A 21,716-nucleotide genomic window follows, 5' to 3' on the forward strand; every position below is an offset into this window, starting at 1 on the left:
CCGACAGTGTGTCGGGACATGGATAAGAGGCGCACACCGCGCAAAAGGATTCAGAATCCCGCTCGCGGAGGCCGACGGGCGGTGACCAGCCACGCGCGCGAGTCGAAGTACACGCCGTCCCCGGAGTGATGCGCGTCGAGCAGTGCCCGCAGCCGCTCCTGCGCCGCCTCGGCGCCCTCGACCCCCAGCCCGGCGATGATGTCGCGGAACTCCACCAGCCGCAGCACATTGTCGAAGGCGGCCGCGCTGTCCCGGCCGTAGTAGACGGGCTCGTGGACCTCGGCGAACGCGATATCGGTGAATCCGGCCGCAGCCAGGACGGCTTCGGTGACGGCCGGATCGGCGAGTGCGAACGCGCCGGGCCCGTCGCCGGCGATCGCCGCCTCGGTGGTGAGGGTCTCGCGGATCACCGACGTCCACTCGTTGCGGTCGCGTCCCTGCCACACCAGCAGCACGAGCCGTCCCGAGGGACGCAGCGCGCGACCGATATTGGTGAACGCGGCCACCGGGTCGGCGAAGAACATCGTGCCGAACCTGCTGATGCACACGTCGAAATGCCCCGGCGGGAAGGGATGTGTCTGGGCGTCCGCCAGCTGGTAGCTCACATTGGCGAGGTCGACGCTGAGCCGACGAGCGTGTTCGAGCATCCGCTCCGAGACGTCGACGCCGACCACCGTCCCCTCGGCGGCGGCGCGTGCCGCTTCCCGCGTGGTCTGCCCCGCACCGCACCCGATATCGAGCACCCGGTCGTGCACCCGCACCCGGGCGGCGGCCCGGAAGTGGGCGTTGTGCAGACGCAATTCCGCGTCGTAGTCGAATACCTCGGCAGGCTTGTCCTCTGGTGCTGTCACCGGATCCCCTCCACACTCGACCGGACCGTCGCGCACCCGGTCCGCCGTCTGCGACGCGACCGGCTGTCGAGTCGCCCCCGCCCCAGCGTAGAGCGTCGGATCGGTCTCGCACGGCAGCGACGTCGAACGGGCTCGCGTTCCCCGGACGCGAGTCGGTGCGTGATCCGTCGAGATCGGCGACGCGGTGGCCGGGCCTGCCCGGCCACCGCATCCGTTCACTAAGGCGTCGAGTAGCCGATGAGGGCGCCGATGCCCGCACCGATCGGCACGGTGACCAACGCGCCGACACCACCCAGGAAGAACCCGAGGACCGCACCGATGCCCGCGCCGATCAGGGCGCCGATGCCGGCGTTGTGCTGCTTGCGGGCGAGGGTGTCACTTGCCTCGTCGACGAAGGACGCCAGGTTGTCGGTGACGAAAGCCGGTGCGGCGACCGGCCGTAACGTGACCGACTGCCCGTCGGCGGCGATGCCCGCGGCCAGGTCGACCTCGCCGGCGCCGGTGACGAGGCGAGTCGGCACGGCGGCGACCACCCGGCCCGCCCGATCGGTGAGCGTGACCGCGCCCCCGGCGAGCTGGAACCTGCCGTCGGCGACGGTGGCGGTGAGTCCGGAGCCGTCGGCGAGCGGACTCGCCGTGAACGCCACTCCCCCTTCGACGCCCTGGACGGTCGGAACGGCTGCTGCTGGTCCGGCGTGCGCGGTGGTGGCCGCGAGGCCGAGAGCCCCTACCGCGAGAACGGCGACCGTGCCGAATCGTCGTGCGCTGGAACTCGTTCGAGACGAGAAAAACATCTTGCCCCTCCAGTCTGCCCGCCCAGATCGGCGGAACATCCTCTGCTGGACCGGATCTCGATCCGCCGACATTTTCGCATCGTTAACGATCAAGTGGAACCCCACCTGCGGTGATACCGGAAAAACATCACCGGATCGGCCCGAATTCAGGTGAGGTTGTGTTCGTAGGCGAATGCGGCGGCGGCGGTCCGCGAAGTCGTCGCCGATGCGGTCGCCGCGATCGACGATGAGGAACGGCTGTCGCGCCCTCCGCAGCGCGCTACCAGTCGCCAACCCGGCTTGACCTGCGCCGATGATGAGGGTGTCGATGTATTGGATGGTCATGATGGTGTCCTTTCGTCCTGGATTCCGACGCTAGGGAGCCACCCGCCGCCGCCGCATCGGCCGGATCACCCATTCGCCGGATGCTCGGTCTGGGTCGTTTCACGCACACGCTTTCCGCCGCGCGCCGCAGGCCCGCCTACAGTCGTGGACGGCACCCACCGCGCGGAAGGACTGGTCGAGAGATGGCTGTGTGGCGGCGTTCCGGCGCTCGGGAACGCCGACGGGAACTGATGCGCGACGCGTTGGACGGTCTGTCCGTCGGCGACGCGCTGGGCGCGCAGTTCTTTCTCATGGGTCAGTCGATTCCGGAGCTGCGGGCGGGACGGCCGCCGGCGGGACCGTGGGTCTGGACCGACGACACCGAGATGGCGGCCTGCCTGGTGGCCGAGCTGCACGTGCGCGACGAGGTCGACCAGGATCGGCTGGCCGCGGTCTTCGCGCGGCGCTGTGATCCAGCGCGCGACTACGGCCACGCGACGGTGACGACGCTGCGGCGTATCCGCGAGGGCGCGCATTGGCGGGCGGCGGCCGGCGCCTCGTTCGGCGGGCAGGGATCGTGCGGCAACGGCGCGGCGATGCGGGTCGCGCCGCTGGGCGCGTTCTACGCGCAGGAGCCGGAACGGATTGTCGCCGAGGCGATTCGGTCGGCGCAGGTGACACATCTGCATCCGGAGGGTGTGACCGGCGCGGTGGCGGTGGCAGTGGCGGCGGGCGAGGCGGCACGAGCACGGTCGACCGGAATGCGGCCCGGCCCAAGGGAATTCCTCGCGACGGTACTCGAGCGCCTCGAACCCGGCGAGACGACCCGGGCGCTGCACCGAGCCCGTGCGCTGCTCGGTGTTTCCGTCGCGGACGCGGTGCGCGAGCTGGGCAACGGCTCGCGGGTGACAGCGCAGGACACGGTGCCGTTCGCGCTGTGGGCCGCGGCGACGCATCTGGCGAACTATCCCGCGGCGATCACCGCCTGTATCGAAGCGGACGGCGATCGGGACACCACCGGCGCGATCGTGGGCGGGATCGTGGCCGCCTACACCGGAATCGGCGACCGACCCGGGGTGATCGGGGTGCCGCCCGCGTGGCGGTCGGCACGGGAACCGTTGCCCGCCTGGCTGGATCCGCGCGGGCGCGGGCGGTGAGGATCAGACAGGCGTCTTCGCGTCGACCCGGACCAGGTCGTAGCGGCGGCTGGAATGGTCCGCGGGCGGGTCGTCGACGGGTGTGACCCGCACGGTCAGCTCGTAGTCGTAGCCGGGCTCGTAGGTGAACCCGGCGATGCCCTCGGAGAACAGCTGCCAGCGCTCGTCGGGCGAATACCGGATCTGCAGACAGCGCATCGGCGCGACGCCGACGCAGTCGACCTGCTCGGGCGCGACGAACATCCGGACGGTCTCGTCCCTCACCGCGGGCTGCTCTTCGGCGGGACTCCCACAGCCGAGGACACCGACGGCGAGCATCGCGCCGAGCGGGAGGAGTCGTCGCATCAGGGTGTCCTTCGGCCGCCGGGATCAGGTGTCCCGTCAGGGTAGCTGATCGGTAACCATGACTCGGGCGGACGAGCGCGACCGACGGCGAGAAGGCCGAAAATCGGTACGTGCCGCCGACGAATTCCGTTGGCAGAATGGGTTCCTCATCGAGTAGTACCGGAGGGAAATACATGACCATCCTGGTAACCGGGGCCACCGCGAACATCGGCCGCAAGGTCGTCGACCACCTGCTCGCCGCGGGACACACCGATGTCCGAGCGCTCACCACCAACCCGCGCAAGGCCGCGCTGCCCGCCGGCGTGCAGGTGGTCGAGGGCTATCTCCGTCGACCCGAAACGCTGCCCGCGGCGTTCGAGGGAGTGCAGCGGATGTACCTGGCGCCCACCCCGGACAATGCCGCCGAGGTCCTGGCCCTGGCCCGCGCGGCGGGCATCGAGCACGTCGTCGATCTGTCGGGCGAACCGGAGAGTTGGTGGGGCACGGTGTGCACGGCCGTCGAGGACAGCGGCCTGGCCTGGACCCACCTGTGGCCGGCCGACTTCATGGAGAACACGCTCACGTGGTCGCAGCAGATCCGCGACACCGCCACCATCCGCGAGCCGTACCCCGACGCCGCGACGGCCCCGATCGCCATGGACGACATCGCCGCCGTCGCCGCCACCGCCCTGCTCTCCGATTCCCACCGGGGCCGCGCCTACCCCCTGGCGGGCCCCGAGGTCCTCACCCGCACCGCCCTCGTCGCCCACCTCGCCGCCGCCCTGGACCGCGACCTCACCTTCCGGCAGTCCACCCGCGAGGAGACCATCACCGCCCTCACCCCCACCATGGGCGACAACACCATCTGGTACGTCGACAACGTCCTCACCGGCTACACCCCCGACCCCACCACCCTTCCCCTCACCAGCGTCCCCGACATCACCGGCCGGCCCGCCACCACCTTCGCCCAGTGGGCCACCACCAACGCCCCCCGCTTCCGCACTCCCTGACCCAGGTCATCCGGTCCGCGCGCGTCGCTCGCCGAGCCGCCGACCGCCATACCGGGACAACCCGGCGACCCATCTCGCCGGCCACATCGTCATAGGTGTCGAATTGCGTTGCGTGAGTCCCGATCCGTGGACGACCATCGGAGCGTGGACACCGAACATCCCCCGGCGCTGCGGACCGGGATCGTGCCGCCCGATCGGGTCGAGGTCGGGGATCTGGTGATGCGGCGGTGGCAGGTCGGGGATATGGCCGCCAAGTTCGCGGCGATCAGCGCGTCGTTCGAGCAGTTGCATCACTGGATGGAGTGGGCGGCGCAGCCGCCGGACTTCGAGGAGATGGCCGCGACGCACGCGCGGTTGTCGGCCTGGCCGACACCCGACGGCGGGTTCAACTACGGCGTCTTCGATCGCACGGGCACGGTGCTCGGAGTGGTGGGTCTGCACGATCGGGTCGGGCCCGCCACGCTGGAGATCGGCTACTGGTGCCACTCCGAGCACGTCGGCCGCGGGGTGATCACCCGCACGGCAGGCGCGCTGACCACCGTCGCGTTGAGCCTCCCCGGCATCGACCGCGTCGAAATCCATTGCGACGCGGCCAATCTCCGCAGCGCCGCTGTGGCCCGCCGCCTCGGCTACCGACTCGAGAGCACCGGCCCACGCGCCGTGTGCACGCCCGGCGAATCGGGTCGCGGGATGCGCTGGGTCATGGACCGCGCCACACCGTAGCGCCCGCGGTGTGGCGTGGGCGGATCAGGCGCGCCCGAGCCACTCCTTCACCAGCTTGGCACCGTCCGTCTTGCACATGGCCTGCACGATCTTGTAGTTGCTCGGATTCACGAGCGTCTTGTACCCGAGCTGGTCCGCCAGCGCGGGCAGCGTCGATTTCTGGGTCGGATCGTCGAGCGCCAGGAACTGCGCGCAGGTCATCGTCGTCAGATCTCCGGCGGGCACCGGCGCGCCGGACGTGCTCGCCTTGGTCGAGGGTGCCGCGGTCGACGCCGCCGCGCTCGACGATGCCGGTGTCGCCGTCCCCGCCGTATTCCCCGAACATCCCGTCAGCGCCAGCACGGCACCGACAACCACGATCGCCCACCCGAATGTCCCGCCCCCACGTGTCATACCGACGAAGGTAGCAGCGTCGAGGTCCGCGCGAGGATCGAGTGCTCAGCCCACGTCGCGGCGCAGCCAGGTGACTTCGGCGCCGACGCAATCGGTGCCCTGCCGGAACGCCTCGAGGTCCTCGTCCCACGCGGTGCCCAGGGCGCGGTCGATCTCGGCGGACAGGTCGTAGGTGCTGCCGTGGCCGCCGAGTTCTCGCGCGGCCTGGAGTAAGGCACGTAATCGCATCTCGCCGAGCATCACATCGCCGTTGGCGCCGGTGGAGCCGTGCCACAGGCCCAGCGCGGGGACGAAGCTGTAGCGTTCGCCGTCGACGCCTTCGCTGGGGTCCTCGGTCACCTCGAAGCGCAGAACCGGCCAGGCGCGCAATGATTGGGCAATCCGCGATGCCGTGCCGACGGGACCGATCCAATCGCTGCTGGCGCGCAGTTGTCCGTCGGCCGGTTGCGCGGTCCAGCGCAATTTCGCGGGCGAGGAGAGCGCGGTGGACAGTGCCCATTCGACGTGCGGGCACAACGCGGCGGGCGATGAGTGGATGTAGACCACACCCGCCGTCGCATCAGCGAACTGACTCGATGCGCGCACTGCACAACACCTCCAGCCTCGACAAGGAGCGTCTTCCCCAACGACCCGTCGGACTGGCGTGGCCCGAGTGTACTGAAGTGTTCGGTGTTACGGGTGTTACTTCACAGCGTGTTGTGTGTCTCTGCGATCACGGAATCGCTGAATTTCGGCCACGCCGCTCGAGCCCAGTCGCCGAAATTCTCGTCGCTCAGGGCGATCGTCGCCACCCCTATTTCCGGGTCCACCCACAGGAAGGTGCCGGACTGCCCGAAGTGTCCGTAGGTCCGCCCGGAATTGACGGATCCGGTCCAGTGCGGGGATTTCCCGTCGCGGATTTCGAATCCCAATCCCCAGTCGTTGGGTCGCTGGGAGCCGAATCCGGGCAGCACTCCGTCCCGGCCCGGGAATTGCACCGAGGTCGCGTCGGCGAGAGTTTGCTCCGATATCAATTGAGGTGTCAGCAACTCGGCGGCGAATCGAACCAGGTCGTCCACGGAGGCCTGCGCCGCGTGCCCGGCGGAACCGTGGAGAACGGCGGTGCGCATTCCGAGCGGTTCGAAGACCGCCTCGTGCAGATACTGCGGGAAAGCGATGCCGGTGCTCTCGGTGAGGAAGTCGGCGAGCAGTTCGAAGCCCGCGCTGGAGTAGATGCGCCGGGCGCCGGGCGCGGCGATGACCTCGGGGGTGGCGAAGGCGACACCGGAGGTGTGGGCGAGCAGATGACGCACGGTCGATCCGGGCGGCCCGGCGGGCTGATCGAGTTCGACCGCGCCTTCCTCGAGCGCGACGAGCGTGGCGTAGGCGACCAGGGGCTTGGTGACCGAGGCGAGCCGGAACACCCGCGCGGTGTCGCCGGTGGTCGACACGCCGCTCGCGGTGAGGACCGCGGCGGCGGCGTTGGCGACCGGCCAGTGCTGGATCTGCTCGAACGAACGCATATCGGCAGCGTACGAGACGCCGCTACGATCGAGTCACCATGAGTCCCGCACCATCGATCCACGGCGACGTGGCGGCCGGTTTCGGCCCCGTCGCCGACGCCTTCCGCCGCAACTTCACCCAGCACGGGGAAATCGGTGCCGCCGTGGCCGTCTACGCAGGTGGCGAGCCCCTGGTCGACCTGTGGGCCGGCCATCGCGACCGCAGGCGCGAGGTGGCCTGGGAGCGCGACACCATCGTGCCGGTGTTCTCCTCGTCGAAGGGGATGTCGGCGTTCACGATCGCCACGGCCGTCTCGCGCGGCCTGCTCGACTACGAGCAGCCGGTGGCGAAGTACTGGCCGGAGTTCGCCGCCAACGGCAAGGACGAGATCACCGTCCGGCAGCTGATCGACCATCAGGCCGGGCTGTCCGGGCTGGACCGAATCGTGAAATTGCGTGAGCTCACCGACCGCGACGCGCTCGGCGCGCTGCTGGCCGAGCAGAAGCCGGCGTGGCAGCCCGGCACCCGGCACGGCTACCACGCCCTGACCCTCGGGCTCTACCAGAGCGAGCTGCTGCGCCGTGTCGATCCGGCGGGCCGCAGCCTGGGCCGGTTCTTCGCCGAGGAGATCGCGGCTCCGGTCGAGGCCGACCTGTTCATCGGACTCCCCGAGACCGAGCCGATGGAGCGCGTCGCGGAGCTGTCGGCGACGAAGGGCCTCGACATCCTGCGCTACGAGCTCGCCGACATTCCCGTGCGGATCGGCGCCGAGGTCTACGCCAAGCGGGGGCTTTCCTATGCGGCGCTGACCAATCCGCGCCCCGGCGCGCCGGCCCGCGCCGCCCGCCGGGAATTCCTGGAGATCGAGTGGCCCGGCATGAACGGCGTGGGCAACGCCCGCGCGCTGGCTCGCGTCTACGGCGCGGCGGCCGGGCGCACCGGTGCCCTGCCGATCAGCGACCCGGTCCTCGACCTGCTGGGCGCGGCCGACACCGCCGACGACGTTCCCGCCGCCGACCTGGTGCTGCACACCAAGAGCCGCTATCACCTCGGCTTCCGCAAGTCGCGCGGCAGTTTCCGCTTCGGCTCGGACAAACGCGCCTACGGCACCACGGGATTGGGCGGCTCGTTCGGCTTCGCCGACCCGACGACGGGTCTGGGCTTCGGCTACAGCATGAACCGGCTCGGCATGGCGATCCTCGACGACGTGCGCAGCCGGAACCTGCGCGAGGCCGTCGTGCGCTGCGCTGGCTGACCTCGGCGCGCACCGGGGCAGTTCCCACCGGTGCGCGCCGACGGCCGATCAGTGTCCGGCGACGCCGCTGATCTCGTTCGGCGCCGACGCCAACGTCACGCTAGCCGTGACCTTTCCGTCCGCCAGGTCCACCCGATGCACCTGCTTGGTCGCCGGGTCCGAGACGTAGGCGATCGAACCACGCACGAACAGCGCGGGCCGGGCGTCCTGCCAGTCCAGCGGTTCCTGCCAGCTGCCGAGCACCGGAATGGTCCGGGTGACGGTGCCCGCGACCGGGTCGATGACGTGGATCTTGCCGTCGGTGCCGAGCACCAGCGCCTCGCCCTGCGGGCCGCGACCCAGCGAGCGGAAGGTGTAGCTGGTGCCGATATCGATCAGGCGCAGGGTGCCGTCGGCGGTGTTCACCAGCGAGATGCGCTGCGGCCGTTCCAGTTCGGCGTCCTTGTCGACCTTGTAGTCGCCGAGCACGATCGGCGAGACCGCGCTGCCGGACATGTTGCCGATCCGGCCGTACGGATCCGGGCTGGCGACCTTGGTGAACGTCCCGTCGCGGTAGACGACGGCACCGGTCTGGCAGCCGATCACCACCGCCTCGTGCTGGGCGGTCGCCTCACCGTGCACGCCAGGGCAGTCCTCGTTCCTGGTGATTTCCTTGCGGTTCCGGTCGAGCGCGACGGCGCCGACCCGCTTGTCCTCGGTGCCGAGGGTCACCACCAGCTCGCCGTTGGTCAGCTGGATCGCGACGCCGTGGTGGGGCGCGGCCGCCCGGTAGACCTCGGTCTTCGGCGTGCCCTGCGCGAGTTGGTCGGAGTCGAAGACGGTGACCTCGCCCGACCCGTCGGCGAACAGCACGGTCTTGCCCGCATGCCGCACCACATGGCCGGGCTTGCTCGCGGGGAATTCGGTGCCGGTGAATTCCCGGTCGTAGGCATCGAAGACGCGGAATCCCGCCTTGGTCGACACCATGAGGTGGTCCTCGTCGCCCGCCGGGTTGAGCCGGTTGTATCCGTCGAGCTTCACCTCGCCCTGCTGAGTCAGGGTGGCGCCGTCGAGGACGTAGATGCCGCCGTTGTAGGTGAGCGCGATCGGTTCCGCGCCCGGCGTGTGCTCGTGGTCGTGGGCGGCGTCGTCCGTGCCGCACCCGCTGAGCGCGACCACCGAGGCGAAGACCCCGGACAGGGCCACCAGCGTGGTGGTCCGTGACCGACTGTGCATGTGCTGCTCCATTTCTCCTGCGTGAACTACGTTGTGGGCCCGGCCAGACCACGGGCGATGGCCTCGGTGTTGGCGCGGGCCATCTCCAGATAGGTGGCCGCGCCGCCACCGGGCGCGGTGAGCGATTCGGTGTGCAGCGCGATCACCTGCACGTGCAGACCGGTGTGCTCGGCGAGGACGCGCGAGAGCCGATCGGGCTGGGCGGAATCGGCGAAGATCGCGCCGACGCCCGCGGCCCGGATCGCGGCGGCGAGTTCGTCGAGATCGGCGGCGCTGGGTGCGGCCAGCGTGGTGCCGCTGGGGATTACCGCGCCGATCACCCGGAACCCGAATCGCTGTGCGAGATAGCCGAAGACGTGGTGGTCGGTGACCAACTGCCTGCGTTCGGCGGGGATCACGGCGAACCGGTCGACCATCCACCGGTCGAGCCGATCGAGTTCGGCGAGGTAGCGGTCGGTGTTCGCGCGCACCGCGGCGGCGTCGATGTCGTCGACCCGCGCGAGGACTTCCGCGCTGATCGCCTCGACGGCCTTGCGGACCCGCTGCGGGTCGGTCCAGAAGTGGGGGTCGGGCTTGCCCGCCGACTCGTCGGAGGTGTAGGCGAGCGGGTCCACCCGCTCGGCCACCGCCACCGTGGGGACCCCCGCCTCGGCCGCCGCCCGCACGTGCCGGGCCACTCCTTCCTCGAGGCCGAGCCCGTTGTGCACGACCAGCGCCGACCGCTCGATGTCGGCCGCCTGCCGGGCCGAGATCGCGAACGAATGCGGATCGGCGCCGGCCTGCATGAGCACCGTGACCGGCACGGCGTCACCGACGACCGCCCTGGTCAGGTCGCCGAGGATATTGGTCGTCACGACGATGCCGGATCGGTCGCTGTCGGTCGAGCAGGCGCTGACCAGCGCGGTCAGCACGGCCACGACGAGGGCCACCACCAGCGCGGTCGGCCGTGACCTCCGCCCCTCCGGGCGACGGCGCCGGACGCCGATCAGCAACTGCCGCCGCGCAGCCCGGTCACCGTCGCGGGAGCGGAGTTCGCCTGTCGGCCGAGCCCGATTCGCGTTCACAGTCCGGTCTCCACGATCAGCGTCGGTGCGATCTCCACGGGGAGGGTGCGCGCCAGGCGGAGGTTGTCGTTGTAGGCGATCTCCGACACCGTGCGCGCGCGAACGTCGTTGACGTAGGCGCGATTCGGATCCACGTGGATCGTGGCCGTCTCGACCGCGCCGTCGGTCAGCTGGAGCTGCGCTGTCTGCGCGCCGGTCACCGGATCGATGCCGTGTAGGACGCCGTCGCGGGTGAGCACCAGCAGCGACGCGCCTTCGCCCGCGGTGTTCACCGCCACCGCGTCGGCGATCGGCGTCAGCGTCCAGGACTTCGCCCTGATGTCGAGCGTCCAGACACCGGTACGACCGGCGAGCGCGGTCAGCGTGGTGCTCCCCGGCCGATGGGTGAAGGCGGTGGCGCGCTCGGCGGACGACGCCGGGTACGGGATCTTCTCGCTGACGAACGCACCGTCGCGTCGGGCCACCACGAGCGCGCCGTCAGCACAACCGAACACGACCCCGCGCCTGGTCACCGCCTGTCCGCGCGGCTGCGCGCACGTCGCGGGCTGCGCTTCCCCGGCCGTGCCGTCGCGCCCGCGCACCTCCACGCGTCCCGCGCGGTCGACGACGATCAACCGCTCCCCGTACGGCACCGCGACACCCGGGATCGGTCGCGGCTCGCCCACCGTCCCCTCGCCCAGCGCGACACGATCGAACACGATCGTGTCGCCGCCGTCCGAAACGACCGCTGTGACAACAGGATCGCTGTGCGCCGAGAGCACCGCACCGCTCGACCGGGGCGCACCGCCGGGCTCGGCCGGTGTCTTCGGTCCGGCCGCGCCGCTCGGCTCGCCGGCACCGGTCGCCGCCGGGAAGTCGGTCGACCCGACCACACGGATCGGCGCGCTGTAGTAGTGCCGATGATCGCCGTGATCGACCGTCCACGCCCCGCTGTCGACGATCGACAGCCGACCACCGGCGGCGACGAAACCGAATCGGCCGTCTCCGGCGAGTCGGACGCCGTTCGCGTCAGAACCAGTCGAATGTGTTTGCGGCGAATGGGTTTCCTTCGCGTCGAGGGCGGTCACCTGTTCGGTGAGCAGATCGACGACCCGCACCTCCCCCGTCCCCGCGTCGGCCACGATCACCCGCGTCTGCGGCTCGGCCATCTCCTCGGCTCCCGCGACGAACCCGTGCGGCGTCTCCTCCACCACCGCGGACTCCCCCGACCCACAGCCGACCAGTGGCACCACGGCGAGCGCGGCCACCGCGGCGGCACCGAGCCGACGCGCGCCGAAGCGGTCCCGCAGCGCGGCGACGATCGCCGAGAGGAAGAACGAGCCGACCGCGACGGCGGCGATCGTCGCGCCCGCCGCGGTCTCCGCGTGCCACGAGACGAGCAATCCGACGGCGGTCGAAGCCGCACCGATCAGCGCCGCGCCCATCATGACCACCGGAATCCGGTCCGACCAGTACAGCGCCGCGGCCGGTGGCGCGATGAGCAGGCCGAACACCAGCAGCGTGCCGACAACGTGGAACGACGCCACGATCGCCAGCGTCACCAGCCCGACCAGGGCCACCTGCGCGAGTTTCGGCTGCAACCCGAGCGTATGGGCTTTGCGCGGATCGAAGGTCGAGGCGACGAACGCGCGGTGCCCGAGTACCGCCACGATGAGCGCGATCACCAACGCCGCACCGAGGTACACCAGGTCTACGGCCCGCACCGCCAGCACGTCACCGAACAGGAACCCGGTCAGGTCCACGGCGAACGATTGCGAGCGCGACACGATGATCACTCCCGTGGCGAGCATGCCGACGAACAGCAGCCCGATGGCGGTATCGGGTGCGAATCGTTTGCTGCGTCCCAGCGCCGACACCCCGAAAGCCATGGCGGCGCAACTGATCGCGGCCCCGAGCAGCAGGTTGCCACCGAGCAGGGCCGCGACCGCGACGCCGGGCAGCATACCGTGCGACATCGCGTCACCGAGAAAAGCCATGCCGCGCACCACCACCCAGGTTCCGGCGAGGGCGCACACGCACGACACGAGCAGCCCACCCCACAGCGCGCGTTGCACGAAGGCCACCTCGAACGGGGCGAACAGCCAATCCATAGCGCGGAACGATATACTGAAAATGATTATCGTTTCAATTGAGGTGAGATGCAGCACACAGAGGACAGCGCGATCGAGATCGAGCATCTGACGGCGGGCTACGGCGCCACACCGGTGCTGTGCGAAGTGTCGGCGAGCATTCCGCGCGGCCGGGTGACAGCGATCGGCGGACCCAACGGTTCGGGGAAATCGACACTGCTGGGCGTCCTGGCGGGCATTGTGCCGATCCAGGCGGGCCGGGTGACGCGCGACACCACGCGACGACCGGCAATCGTGGTGCAGCACACCGCGATTCCGCCGACACTGCCGCTGACCGTCTGGGACACGGTGGCCATGGGCCGGTGGGCGCATCGCGGACCGTGGCGACGCCTCACCCGCGCGGACCGGGCGATCACGGACTCCTGCTTGGAGCGGATGGATCTCACCGCGTTGGCAGCGCGGCGGCTCGACACCCTCTCGGGCGGACAACGCCAGCGCGCCCTGCTCGCCCAGGCACTGGCCCAGGAGTCCGATCTACTGCTGCTCGACGAACCGGCGACCGGCCTCGACGCGGCCTCGCAAGCCACTATCGCCCTGGTCATCACCGAGGTCAGCGCGGCCGGGGTCACCGTCGTCCAGGCCACCCACGATCCGTCGGAGGCGGCCAGGGCCGATCATCTGCTGGTGCTCGCCGAGGGGCGGATCACCGCGGGTCGCCCTCGCGAGGTGGACGCCCGGTCGTAGAATCGCCGGGCATCCGCTCCACCCGCTCGCCCGCGCAGCAGGAGGAATCATGGCCGCGACACCGATCTCCGTGGACGCCTACCTGGCCGATCAGCCGGCGGCCCAGCGCGCCGCGCTCCAGCGGATCCGCGAGACGATTCATCGCGTGCTGCCGGAAACGGGCGAGAAGATCAGTTACGCCATCCCGGCCGTCACCCTCGACGGCCGGGCGTTCATGTCCTTCGCCGGATGGAAGGAACATGTGAGCGTGTACCCCATCCCGGACGGGGACGAGGCGTTCGACCGTGCCATCGAGCCCTACACCGCGGGCCGTGGCACCCTGAAATTCCCGCTCGGGGAACCGATTCCGTACGACCTGATCGCGCAGGTCGCGGTTCGGCTCGCCGAGCGGGAACGGCGGCGCTGACTTACCAGTCGGCTTCGGTGAAGCGGATGATGCCGCGAATGTTCTTGCCGTCCAGCATGTCCTGGTAGCCCTGGTTGATCTCCTCGAGCGAGTAGCTGCGGGTGACCATGTCGTCGAGGTTGAGCTGACCCGACTTGTAGAGCGACAGCAGGCGCGGGGCGTCCTGGCGGGCGTTGCCGCCGCCGAAGATGCAGCCCTTCACCGTCTTCTGCAGCATGGACAGCAGGAAGCTGTTCATCTTCACGTCGCCGGCGTCCATGCGACCCATCGAGGTGACGACCAGGGTGCCGGCCTTGCCGGTCAGGATCAGGCCCTCTTCGATGTAGTCGCCGTGCATCTCACCCATGGTGAGGATGACCTTCTCGGCCATCCGGCCCTCGGTGGCCTCGATCATCGGCATGATCGCGGCGGCCATGCTCTCGTAGGTGTGGGTCGCGCCGAACTTCTGCGCCTGCTCGCGCTTCCACGGGTTCGGGTCGATGGCGATGACCTTCGACGCGCCGGAGAGCACCGCGCCCTGCAGCGCGCTCATGCCGACGCCGCCGATGCCCGCGATCACCACGGTCTCGCCCGGCTTCACCTCGGCGACGTGGGTCGAGGAGCCGAAGCCGGTCGGCACGCCGCAGCCCACGAGGCAGGCGACCTCGAACGGGATGGTCGGGTCGATCTTCACGACCGAGGTGTGGTGCACCGTCATGTACGGAGCGAAGGTGCCCAGCAGGCACATCGGGATGACGTTCTCGCCACGCGCCTGGATGCGGTAGGTGCCGTCCGAGATCGCCTGGCCCATCAGCAGACCGGCGCCCAGGTCGCACAGCGCCATGTTGCCCGCGACGCACGCGGGGCAGCGGCCACAGGCCGGGATGAACGACAGGATGACGTGGTCGCCCACGGCCAGGTCGCTGGGGCAGTTCGGGCCGAGCTTGGTGATGACACCCGCGCCCTCGTGGCCACCCATCACGGGGTAGCCCGGCATCGGCGTGGCGCCGGTGACGATGTGATGGTCGGAGTGGCACATGCCCGCCGTTTCCATCCGGATCTGCACTTCACCGGCGACGGGATCGCCGACCTCGATCTCCTCCACCGACCATTCCTGATCGATGCCCCACAGGATCGCGCCCTTCGTCTTCATGTCCGGTCGACCTCTCGCCAAGCTTGTGCCTCGTTGTGACTGCACTCACCCTAACGAAGAATCGGCCAATTCTGAAACACGTTCTAGAAATTATCCGAGAAATATCTATCCGCGCACGTCATGGACGTGATGGACGAGGTCGTGCAGGAAGTATCGAGCCAGCGACGTGACCGTGAACAGCGATCCGTCGCTGCGCGCGCCCCGCGCGCCGAGCCGATCGGCGGGCACCGCGGCGAAGGCGGCGGCGATCCGCTCGGCGGCCGTCGCGAGTTCGGTCGCCACCACCGCCGGGTCCTGCCGGTCGTAGCGGTCGGCGACGGCGGTCGCGTCCTGGTCCCAGTTCTCGAACCGCGCCGGCTCGGCGCCGTCGTCGGCGAGCATCAGTGCCAGCCGGGTGTCGAAGATCCGGCACACGTCGCGCACGTGGGCGCCGTATTCGAGCACCGACCAGGTCGCGTCGTCGGGGCGCACCCGCGCGTCGTCGCGTTCGAGAGCGGCACCGATGCGCGCCGCGCTGTCGACGGTCCGGTCGGGCACCGCCGCGTAGGCGATCGACTCGGCGTCGAAACCACAGTCGGGACAGGCGCGTTCGAGGACCCAGGTCCAGTTCTTGGCGTCGGGAACGATCATGTCCACAGCCTAGAATGTCCGCATCTTGCGATCCATCAATATTCCGCCAACCATCGGCGAGATCCGGGCATCACACGGTCAGCTGCCGGGCCTTCTCGAACAGTTCCAGGGTCACCGCGTGCAGGAAGTCACCGACCGACTTGGGCGCCTTGCCGGCGAAGGCGCGGGCGTGGGTGCCCTCGAGCACGATGCCGAGCTTGAAACAGGCCAGCACCTCGTACCAGGTCACCGCGCTCAGATCGCGCGCGGAGAACCGACCGTAGTGCTCGATCATCTCCTCGGGGGTGGGCAGACCGCCGACCGTGCCCAGGGTGCCCATCAGCCCGGCGCCGACGGTGCCCGGCACCGGCCGGGTCGCCAGCTGCCAGCCCAGGTCGAGCAGCGGGTCGCCGATGGTCGACATCTCCCAGTCCACCATCGCCGCCACCTGCGGGCTGTCGTAGTCGAACATCATGTTGGCCAGGTGACAGTCGCCGTGCATGATGCCCGGGGTCCAGGTGGTCGGGCGGTGGCGTTCGAGCCAGTCGCCGACCTGCTCGACGCCCGGAATCCGCGGCCCGGGGTAGCCCTCGTTGGCGGTGTAGGAGTCGAGTTCGCGCAGCCAGCGCGGCACCTGACGCTCCAGGAAACCCTCGGGCTTGCCGTAGTCGGCCAGGCCGAGCGCCTGATAGTCGAGCTCGCCGAGGCGGGCGATGGCCTCGACCGCGGACAGACCCATCTGCCTGCGGATCTCCGGGTCGTGCGCGTGCAGGTCGGGAAGTTCGGTCTGCGGGTTGAAGCCGTGGATCGGTTCCATCAGGTAGAACACCGCGCCGATCACCGTCTCGTCGTCACAGGCGGCGATCACCCGGGGCGAGCGCACCTCGGTGTCGTCGATCGCGCCGAGCAGCCGCGATTCGCGACGGATCACGTCGTTGCTCTTGGCGCGCAGATGCTTGGGTCCGCGGCGCAGCACGTACTCACGACCGCCACGGGTGAAGCGCAACATGATGTTCTGCGTGCCACCGCCGATCGAGCTGACCGCGCCGACCTCGCCGGCGGGCAGGCCACGCTCGTCCATCCATCGGCCGATCGCCGCGAAATCCGCGATCGCCGGGTCCACGTCGACCGGTTGCGAAACAGACATGGCGATCATTGTGCCCGAGGCGAGTCGTCCGTGGGCCCGGCGTAGGGTTTCTGCCACGATGCGCACGCTGTTGATCGACAACTACGACTCGTTCACCTACAACCTCTATCAGCTGATCAGCGAGGTCAACGGGAACGAGCCGATCGTCGTGCGCAACGACGAGGCCGCCGGGCCGGCGCTGGACGGTTTCGACAATGTGGTGATCTCGCCCGGCCCCGGCCGCCCCGATCGCGACCGCGACATGGGGATGTCGACGGCGGTGATCGCGGAGTCGACCCTGCCGCTGCTCGGCGTCTGCCTCGGTCACCAGGGCATCGTGGTCGGCGCGGGCGGCACGGTCGGCCGGGCGCCGCAAGCCCGGCACGGATTCCTCGATCGGGTCATGCACGACGATCGCGACCTGTTCGCCGGTCTGCCGCAGGACTTCACCGTCGTGCGGTATCACTCGCTGGCCGCGCAGGAGCCGCTGCCGCCGGCGCTCGAGGTGACCGCCTCGACCAGCGACGGCGTGATCATGGGGGTGCGCCATCGCGAGCGGCCGCAGTGGGGTGTGCAGTTCCATCCCGAGTCGGTGTCGAGTGAGTTCGGTGCGGCGCTGCTGCGCAACTTCGCCGATCTGACCAAGGCGCGCACGCACAACGGCGCGCCGGTCGTCGTGCGCGGACCGCGCGAGCAGCCGCGGCGCCCCGCTCTCGGACGTCGATTCCGGTTGCGGCACAGCGTGATCGAGCGAGCCATCGATACCGAGGCGATCTTCCTGCGCCGCTACGCCGAGTCACCGACCGCATTCTGGCTCGACAGCGAACACGTCGAGCCGGGCCTGGACCGGTTCTCCTTCCTGGGCGACGCGACGGGTCCGCACGCGGAGATCGTCGGGTACCGGGTGGGCGAGGGCGCCGTCACGGTGACGGACGCCGCGGGCGTCCGCACCGTCCCCGGGACCGTGCTGGACTATCTCGACCACGAGCTGCGGCACCGGCACTGTGATACCCCCGGCCTGCCGTTCGACTTCGCCGGCGGATACGTCGGCTATCTCGGCTACGAGATCAAGGCCGACTGCGGCGCGAGCGCGGTCCACCGCTCCCCCACCCCGGATGCCCAGTGGATCTTCGCCGACCGGCTGATCGTCGTCGACCACGAAGCCGGCCACACGCATCTGCTCGCCCTCACCGAGCACGACCCCGCCTCGGCGGATCGCTGGCTGGCCGAGACCGCCGCGGCCCTGGCCGATCTGCCGACCTGGGTCAATCCGGCCGACCTGCCCGTGCCCGCCGATCCGGACGCCGTACCGGCGCACCTGGTGCGTGGGCGCGAGCGCTACCTGGCCGATATCGCGGTCTGCCAGGAGCGGCTGCACGCGGGCGAGTCCTACGAGATCTGCCTGACCGACACGGTGGCCGTCGCCGCGGCCCCCGACGACGGGCTCGCCTTCTACCGACGGCTACGCCGCTGCAATCCGGCGCCGTATGCCGCGTATCTGCGGTTCGACGGGCTCGATGTCGCCTGTTCGTCGCCGGAGCGGTTCCTCAAGATCGACCGCGACCGGGTGGTGGAGAGCAAGCCGATCAAGGGCACCGCGCCGCGCGGGCGGACCGTCGCCGAGGACGAACATCTACGGCTGTCGCTGGCCGACGATCCGAAGACCAGAGCCGAGAACCTGATGATCGTAGACCTGCTACGCAACGATCTGGGGCGGGTCTGCGAGGTCGGCTCGGTGCACGTGCCGGAGCTGATGGCCACCGAAACCTATTCCACCCTGCACCAATTGGTGTCGACGGTGCGGGGGACGCTGCGCCCCGACGCCGGAGTGATCGACTGTCTGCGGGCCTGCTTCCCCGGCGGCTCGATGACCGGCGCGCCCAAGCTGCGCACCATGGAGATCCTCGACGAGCTGGAAACGCAGGCGCGCGGGATCTATTCGGGCACGATCGGCTTCCTCGGCCTGGGCGGCACGGCCGACCTGAACATCGTCATCCGCACGGCCGTGCGCTTCGACGACGAGTGGCGCATCGGCGCGGGCGGCGCGATCGTCCTCGATTCCGACGCCGAGGACGAGTACGCGGAGATGGTGCTCAAGGCCGCCGCGACCTTCCGTGCGCTGGCCTAGCGACGCGGACGCTTGCCCTTGCCGAGGTCCGGCGGCGGTTCCTCGCCGGCCCGGCCGGTGATCCGGCCGAGCAGCCCGACGCCCGGCAGTTTCGCCAGCGCGCCGAAGAGATCCTCGCCCAGTGAGATCATCGCCTCGAGCCTGGGCAGCAGCCGATCGTAGGTGGCGAAGACCGGGTCGGCCAGCGCCAGGGTGCGGTCGAGCCGGTCGATGGTGCTGTTGAGCCGGTCGACCGCGATCGAGAGGTTCTCCACCAGATCCGGCAGCTGGGCGGCCAGCTGGGCCGAGGCCGGGGGCAGCCGCACCGCCGCGTCGAAGGCGTATCCCGCCGTCTGCTGCGCCGCATCGATGGCCTGTCCCGCCGCCGTCTGCGCCGCCCCCACCGCGGCCTGCGCCGCCGAGAGCAGGTCGGCCCCCGGCACCTTGCGCCCCTGCGGCTCCGGCGTGGGCTCCACAGCGCGTCCCCGCTTCTTCGGGTTCGTCATGCCACCACTGTGCCGCACCGAGCACGCCCACGCAGGGATGCGCCCCGCCCGTGTCTGCGGGCCACTGCCCATAACCGTCGCCCCAACTCGCCCGCAGTCGGCCGTCGCGGCCGTCCCGACGATCAGGCGCCGTGGCGCAAGCGACGAAGGAGCAAACCACGGCGGCCGATCGGCGGGACCAACGGGCCGCGACCTCGAGCGCGCCGGCGCTCCAACAACCCTGTCGGTGGGGCATGACATCATGCGAGCACCATGGAACTCCGCAAGGGCGCGCACGCGCCGGTCCCGACATCGCTTCTCGCCGTGGTCCTTTCATGGCGGTCGGCGCATGCCGTCGACGCGCACGCGCTGCTGGTCACCGAGTCGGGGCTGGTGCGCGGCGACCGGGATTTCGTGTTCTTCAACGCCCCTCGGCACGCCTCGCAGGCGGTGACGCTGGATCAGGAGCCCGCGCCGGGCACCGCGCGGCTGAGTGTGTCGCTGCCGCGGACCGAGGCGGAGGTGGCGCGCATCGTCGTCAGCGCCTCGCTCGACGAGGGCACCTTCGATCAGCTGACCGAGCTGACGCTCACCGTGCACGCCGCCGACGGGCCGGTGGCCCGGTTCGCGCTGGACGGCATCGAGGACGTGCAGGCGATGATGTTCGGCGAGTTCTACCGGCGCGACGGGCAGTGGCGGTTCCGGGCGATCGGGCAGGGCTGGTCGGGTGGACTGGCCGGGCTGGCCACCGAATTCGGCGTCACCGTGGACGAACCGGGCGCGGATCGCGCGGCGGCGCGGCCCGCGCCGGCGATGTCCGCCCGCGTCGCCGATCGGGCGGAGTTCGCCCACGGCGCGGAGGGCGACGCCCCGGCGTATCCCGACGACGCGCGCATCGATCCGGCCGAACCCGGGCGTGCCGGACGCGCACAGTCGCGCCCGCCCGCGCTCACCCGCCGTGTCATCGATGTCCCGCCACCGCCACCGCAGGACCCGGAGCTCGCCGACTGGCATCCCGACCCACAGGTCCCCGACCAGTTGCGCTGGTGGGACGGCCACGAATGGACCACCAGCACCCGCAGGCACGTGCAGGACAACCGCGCCCGCTGCCCCCGCTGCGACACCCCGTTGCGCCGCAAACTCTTCGGTGGGCACGGCCAGTGCCGGTCGTGCGCGGGCGAGATCGAGGAGTTCCTCACCCACTGGCGCACCCGCGCCCGCCGGGTGCTCACCGGCCCCGGCACCCTGTCCGAGGACTGGATCGAGGTCTGGGCGGCCCTGCGCTACCAGCGCATCGACGAGGAGCGCGGACGCGCGGTACTGCGCGATGCCGGACTGACCCAGGTGGAGCGGATGGTCGCGTTCGCCTTCGCCGACGGCGAGGTGTTCGCCGACGAGCTCGACGCGTTCGAGCACGTGGTGAGCGAGCTGGCGCTGTCGGGCCCGCTGGTCGAGGACCTGCGGCGCCGGATGCACCGGGGCCGCACCCTGTCGCGGCTGCGCGCGGGCGAACTGCCCACCATCGATACGCCGGGCCTGCACCTGGATCCCGAGGAACGGGTGCACCTGGACCTGCCCGCCGTGCACATCAGGATGCTGGCGCGCGGCCCGCGCAACACCGAGGGCCGGTTGATCGGCAGCTCCAAGAAGCTGCGGTTCGTCGGCGACGGTACCGGCATCGAACTGCCGTGGAACCGGGTCGTCTCCGTGCATCCCGAACACGGCACCGTGGTGCTGGCCGCGACCTCGGCACGCGGCGGCGCCACCTTCGGCGTCACCGATCCCGACTATGTGGCGGCCGCCCTGGAAGGCGCGCTGCGCGTGGCGAAACGCCTGGTCCTGACGCCGGGTCAACGGGACAGCCGCAGCATCCCGCAGGACGTGAAAGCCCAGGTGTGGCAGCGCGACGGTGGTCGCTGCGTCGAATGCGGCGACGGCCACTACCTGGAGTTCGATCACATCATCCCGCTCAGCCGCGGTGGTGCGACGAGCGCGGCGAACCTGCAGATCCTGTGCCGGGCCTGCAACCGCGCCAAGGGCGCTCGGATCTAGCCGAGAATCGCGTTCATGATCGTGCCGCCGCTGGTGGCCACCACGCCGCCGATCATCGCGCCGGCGATCATCTTCGGCGACTCCATCGCGCTGCCGTTCCACTTCTCCCAGGCGAACTTGCCACCCGCCACGGTGATCGCCAGCACGCCCGACAAGATCATGAACCAGGTCAGGTACTGGACCATCTGCATGATCTTGTCCGACAGCGGCGGCGCCTCGGGCGTGGGGTTGCCGACCTGCGCGAACGTCGTGACAGTCTCGGCCATCGACGTCAGAATGATGCTCATAGCCTGCTCCCCTTTTCGCGTGATGCGAACTGCGTTCCAGCACTGCCGTATTCGGACGAGTCCAGGATAGGGGCGCGAACCCCCAGCACGCCAACAAAACCGATCGGTCCGCTGCGGGTGGGCGGCTG

At 70.2% G+C, this 21,716-nt stretch carries 22 protein-coding genes and 1 pseudogene; 8 read left to right on the forward strand and 15 right to left on the reverse strand.

Annotated features, from left to right (window positions below):
- Positions 1–50: 50 nt before the first annotated feature.
- The 3 genes and pseudogenes from ATM97_RS16435 to ATM97_RS16445 all read right to left on the reverse strand — a co-directional run.
- On the reverse strand, positions 51–851 hold the full coding sequence (locus ATM97_RS16435) for a class I SAM-dependent methyltransferase (protein ID WP_218718898.1): 801 nt from the start codon (positions 849–851) through the stop codon (positions 51–53).
- Between the two features lie 218 nt (positions 852–1,069).
- The gene (locus ATM97_RS16440) at positions 1,070–1,645 is read right to left on the reverse strand and encodes a hypothetical protein (RefSeq protein WP_218718967.1); all 576 of its coding nucleotides are present in this window, start codon (positions 1,643–1,645) and stop codon (positions 1,070–1,072) included.
- A gap of 189 nt (positions 1,646–1,834) precedes the next feature.
- Positions 1,835–1,969: pseudogene (locus ATM97_RS16445) on the reverse strand (NAD(P)-binding protein); the annotation flags it as partial.
- A gap of 230 nt (positions 1,970–2,199) precedes the next feature.
- Here ATM97_RS16445 and ATM97_RS16450 point away from each other — a divergent pair.
- Positions 2,200–3,105, forward strand: coding sequence for an ADP-ribosylglycohydrolase family protein (locus tag ATM97_RS16450; protein ID WP_218718899.1), 906 nt, complete (start codon positions 2,200–2,202; stop codon positions 3,103–3,105).
- Positions 3,106–3,108: 3 nt separating this feature from the next.
- Here the strand turns inward: ATM97_RS16450 and ATM97_RS16455 are convergent, their stop codons facing one another.
- Positions 3,109–3,450 (reverse strand): DUF4377 domain-containing protein, encoded by a 342-nt coding sequence (locus tag ATM97_RS16455; RefSeq protein ID WP_218718900.1) that lies wholly within the window; start codon positions 3,448–3,450, stop codon positions 3,109–3,111.
- A 173-nt stretch (positions 3,451–3,623) separates the two neighbouring features.
- Here ATM97_RS16455 and ATM97_RS16460 point away from each other — a divergent pair, with 173 nt between their 5' ends.
- Both ATM97_RS16460 and ATM97_RS16465 read left to right on the forward strand, forming a co-directional pair.
- Positions 3,624–4,439, forward strand: a complete 816-nt coding sequence (locus ATM97_RS16460; protein WP_218718901.1) for an SDR family oxidoreductase — start codon at positions 3,624–3,626, stop codon at positions 4,437–4,439.
- Between the two features lie 144 nt (positions 4,440–4,583).
- Positions 4,584–5,162: a GNAT family N-acetyltransferase gene (locus ATM97_RS16465; protein WP_308248506.1), complete on the forward strand. Its 579-nt coding sequence runs from the start codon at positions 4,584–4,586 to the stop codon at positions 5,160–5,162.
- Between the two features lie 24 nt (positions 5,163–5,186).
- On the opposite strand, the gene ATM97_RS16470 is transcribed toward ATM97_RS16465, so the two are convergent.
- The 3 genes from ATM97_RS16470 to ATM97_RS16480 form a co-directional block, all read right to left on the reverse strand.
- Positions 5,187–5,555 carry a hypothetical protein gene (locus tag ATM97_RS16470; RefSeq protein WP_218718902.1) on the reverse strand — a complete coding sequence of 123 codons (369 nt, stop codon included), beginning with the start codon at positions 5,553–5,555 and terminating at the stop codon, positions 5,187–5,189.
- Between the two features lie 45 nt (positions 5,556–5,600).
- Entirely contained in the window at positions 5,601–6,140 is a 540-nt protein-coding gene (locus ATM97_RS16475; RefSeq protein WP_218718903.1) for a DUF3145 domain-containing protein, read from the reverse strand.
- Between the two features lie 101 nt (positions 6,141–6,241).
- Complete coding sequence (locus tag ATM97_RS16480) at positions 6,242–7,057, reverse strand: serine hydrolase (protein ID WP_218718904.1); 816 nt, start codon at positions 7,055–7,057, stop codon at positions 6,242–6,244.
- Positions 7,058–7,095: 38 nt separating this feature from the next.
- Here ATM97_RS16480 and ATM97_RS16485 point away from each other — a divergent pair, with 38 nt between their 5' ends.
- Positions 7,096–8,292 carry a serine hydrolase domain-containing protein gene (locus tag ATM97_RS16485; RefSeq protein WP_218718905.1) on the forward strand — a complete coding sequence of 399 codons (1,197 nt, stop codon included), beginning with the start codon at positions 7,096–7,098 and terminating at the stop codon, positions 8,290–8,292.
- Between the two features lie 48 nt (positions 8,293–8,340).
- On the opposite strand, the gene aztD is transcribed toward ATM97_RS16485, so the two are convergent.
- The 3 genes from aztD to aztB form a co-directional block, all read right to left on the reverse strand.
- Positions 8,341–9,507 (reverse strand): zinc metallochaperone AztD, encoded by a 1,167-nt coding sequence (gene aztD / locus ATM97_RS16490; RefSeq protein WP_218718906.1) that lies wholly within the window; start codon positions 9,505–9,507, stop codon positions 8,341–8,343.
- A 26-nt stretch (positions 9,508–9,533) separates the two neighbouring features.
- Positions 9,534–10,439, reverse strand: coding sequence for a zinc ABC transporter substrate-binding protein AztC (aztC, locus tag ATM97_RS16495; protein WP_374104871.1), 906 nt, complete (start codon positions 10,437–10,439; stop codon positions 9,534–9,536).
- A 128-nt stretch (positions 10,440–10,567) separates the two neighbouring features.
- Entirely contained in the window at positions 10,568–12,748 is a 2,181-nt protein-coding gene (gene aztB / locus ATM97_RS16500) for a zinc ABC transporter permease AztB (protein ID WP_308248507.1), read from the reverse strand.
- On the opposite strand from aztB, the gene aztA reads away from it, so the two are divergent.
- The gene (gene aztA, locus ATM97_RS16505) at positions 12,710–13,384 is read left to right on the forward strand and encodes a zinc ABC transporter ATP-binding protein AztA (protein WP_218718907.1); all 675 of its coding nucleotides are present in this window, start codon (positions 12,710–12,712) and stop codon (positions 13,382–13,384) included. The two genes, aztB and aztA, sit on opposite strands and share 39 nt — an antisense overlap.
- Positions 13,385–13,433: 49 nt before the next feature.
- On the forward strand, positions 13,434–13,790 hold the full coding sequence (locus ATM97_RS16510) for an iron chaperone (RefSeq protein WP_218718908.1): 357 nt from the start codon (positions 13,434–13,436) through the stop codon (positions 13,788–13,790).
- Between the two features lies 1 nt (position 13,791).
- Here ATM97_RS16510 and ATM97_RS16515 read toward each other — a convergent pair whose 3' ends face one another.
- The 3 genes from ATM97_RS16515 to ATM97_RS16525 form a co-directional block, all read right to left on the reverse strand.
- The gene (locus tag ATM97_RS16515) at positions 13,792–14,922 is read right to left on the reverse strand and encodes an NDMA-dependent alcohol dehydrogenase (RefSeq protein ID WP_218718909.1); all 1,131 of its coding nucleotides are present in this window, start codon (positions 14,920–14,922) and stop codon (positions 13,792–13,794) included.
- Positions 14,923–15,027: 105 nt separating this feature from the next.
- Entirely contained in the window at positions 15,028–15,552 is a 525-nt protein-coding gene (locus ATM97_RS16520; protein WP_218718910.1) for a DinB family protein, read from the reverse strand.
- A gap of 70 nt (positions 15,553–15,622) precedes the next feature.
- Entirely contained in the window at positions 15,623–16,687 is a 1,065-nt protein-coding gene (locus ATM97_RS16525) for a phosphotransferase family protein (RefSeq protein ID WP_374104872.1), read from the reverse strand.
- Positions 16,688–16,736: 49 nt separating this feature from the next.
- Between ATM97_RS16525 and pabB the strand changes: the two genes are divergently transcribed.
- Positions 16,737–18,785, forward strand: a complete 2,049-nt coding sequence (gene pabB / locus ATM97_RS16530; protein WP_218718911.1) for an aminodeoxychorismate synthase component I — start codon at positions 16,737–16,739, stop codon at positions 18,783–18,785.
- Here pabB and ATM97_RS16535 read toward each other — a convergent pair.
- Positions 18,782–19,270 carry a hypothetical protein gene (locus tag ATM97_RS16535; protein WP_218718912.1) on the reverse strand — a complete coding sequence of 163 codons (489 nt, stop codon included), beginning with the start codon at positions 19,268–19,270 and terminating at the stop codon, positions 18,782–18,784. The genes pabB and ATM97_RS16535 overlap by 4 nt on opposite strands.
- Positions 19,271–19,522: 252 nt before the next feature.
- Between ATM97_RS16535 and ATM97_RS16540 the strand changes: the two genes are divergently transcribed.
- Positions 19,523–21,301, forward strand: a complete 1,779-nt coding sequence (locus tag ATM97_RS16540; RefSeq protein ID WP_218718913.1) for a TerD family protein — start codon at positions 19,523–19,525, stop codon at positions 21,299–21,301.
- Here ATM97_RS16540 and ATM97_RS16545 read toward each other — a convergent pair.
- Positions 21,298–21,588: a hypothetical protein gene (locus ATM97_RS16545; protein ID WP_110040221.1), complete on the reverse strand. Its 291-nt coding sequence runs from the start codon at positions 21,586–21,588 to the stop codon at positions 21,298–21,300. The genes ATM97_RS16540 and ATM97_RS16545 overlap by 4 nt on opposite strands.
- Positions 21,589–21,716: the final 128 nt, after the last annotated feature.

Origin of the sequence: Nocardia sp. MH4, assembly GCF_019266065.1 — a bacterium.
GTDB classification, from domain to species: Bacteria; Actinomycetota; Actinomycetes; order Mycobacteriales; family Mycobacteriaceae; genus Nocardia; species Nocardia canadensis.

Bases quoted from the DNA above. Each gene is read 5' to 3' on its own strand.
- ATM97_RS16540 (WP_218718913.1), top strand. From the start codon at position 19,523: ATGGAACTCCGCAAGGGCGCGCACGCGCCGGTCCCGACATCGCTTCTC.
- ATM97_RS16440 (WP_218718967.1), bottom strand. From the start codon at position 1,645: ATGTTTTTCTCGTCTCGAACGAGTTCCAGCGCACGACGATTCGGCACG.
- ATM97_RS16450 (WP_218718899.1), top strand. From the start codon at position 2,200: ATGCGCGACGCGTTGGACGGTCTGTCCGTCGGCGACGCGCTGGGCGCG.
- ATM97_RS16470 (WP_218718902.1), bottom strand. From the start codon at position 5,555: ATGACACGTGGGGGCGGGACATTCGGGTGGGCGATCGTGGTTGTCGGT.
- ATM97_RS16510 (WP_218718908.1), top strand. From the start codon at position 13,434: ATGGCCGCGACACCGATCTCCGTGGACGCCTACCTGGCCGATCAGCCG.
- pabB (WP_218718911.1), top strand. From the start codon at position 16,737: ATGCGCACGCTGTTGATCGACAACTACGACTCGTTCACCTACAACCTC.
- ATM97_RS16520 (WP_218718910.1), bottom strand. From the start codon at position 15,552: ATGATCGTTCCCGACGCCAAGAACTGGACCTGGGTCCTCGAACGCGCC.
- aztD (WP_218718906.1), bottom strand. From the start codon at position 9,507: ATGCACAGTCGGTCACGGACCACCACGCTGGTGGCCCTGTCCGGGGTC.
- ATM97_RS16545 (WP_110040221.1), bottom strand. From the start codon at position 21,588: ATGAGCATCATTCTGACGTCGATGGCCGAGACTGTCACGACGTTCGCG.
- aztB (WP_308248507.1), bottom strand. From the start codon at position 12,748: ATGCTCGATCTCGATCGCGCTGTCCTCTGTGTGCTGCATCTCACCTCA.
- ATM97_RS16460 (WP_218718901.1), top strand. From the start codon at position 3,624: ATGACCATCCTGGTAACCGGGGCCACCGCGAACATCGGCCGCAAGGTC.
- ATM97_RS16485 (WP_218718905.1), top strand. From the start codon at position 7,096: ATGAGTCCCGCACCATCGATCCACGGCGACGTGGCGGCCGGTTTCGGC.
- ATM97_RS16525 (WP_374104872.1), bottom strand. From the start codon at position 16,687: ATGATCGCCATGTCTGTTTCGCAACCGGTCGACGTGGACCCGGCGATC.
- ATM97_RS16480 (WP_218718904.1), bottom strand. From the start codon at position 7,057: ATGCGTTCGTTCGAGCAGATCCAGCACTGGCCGGTCGCCAACGCCGCC.
- ATM97_RS16455 (WP_218718900.1), bottom strand. From the start codon at position 3,450: ATGCGACGACTCCTCCCGCTCGGCGCGATGCTCGCCGTCGGTGTCCTC.
- ATM97_RS16515 (WP_218718909.1), bottom strand. From the start codon at position 14,922: ATGAAGACGAAGGGCGCGATCCTGTGGGGCATCGATCAGGAATGGTCG.
- ATM97_RS16535 (WP_218718912.1), bottom strand. From the start codon at position 19,270: ATGACGAACCCGAAGAAGCGGGGACGCGCTGTGGAGCCCACGCCGGAG.
- aztA (WP_218718907.1), top strand. From the start codon at position 12,710: ATGCAGCACACAGAGGACAGCGCGATCGAGATCGAGCATCTGACGGCG.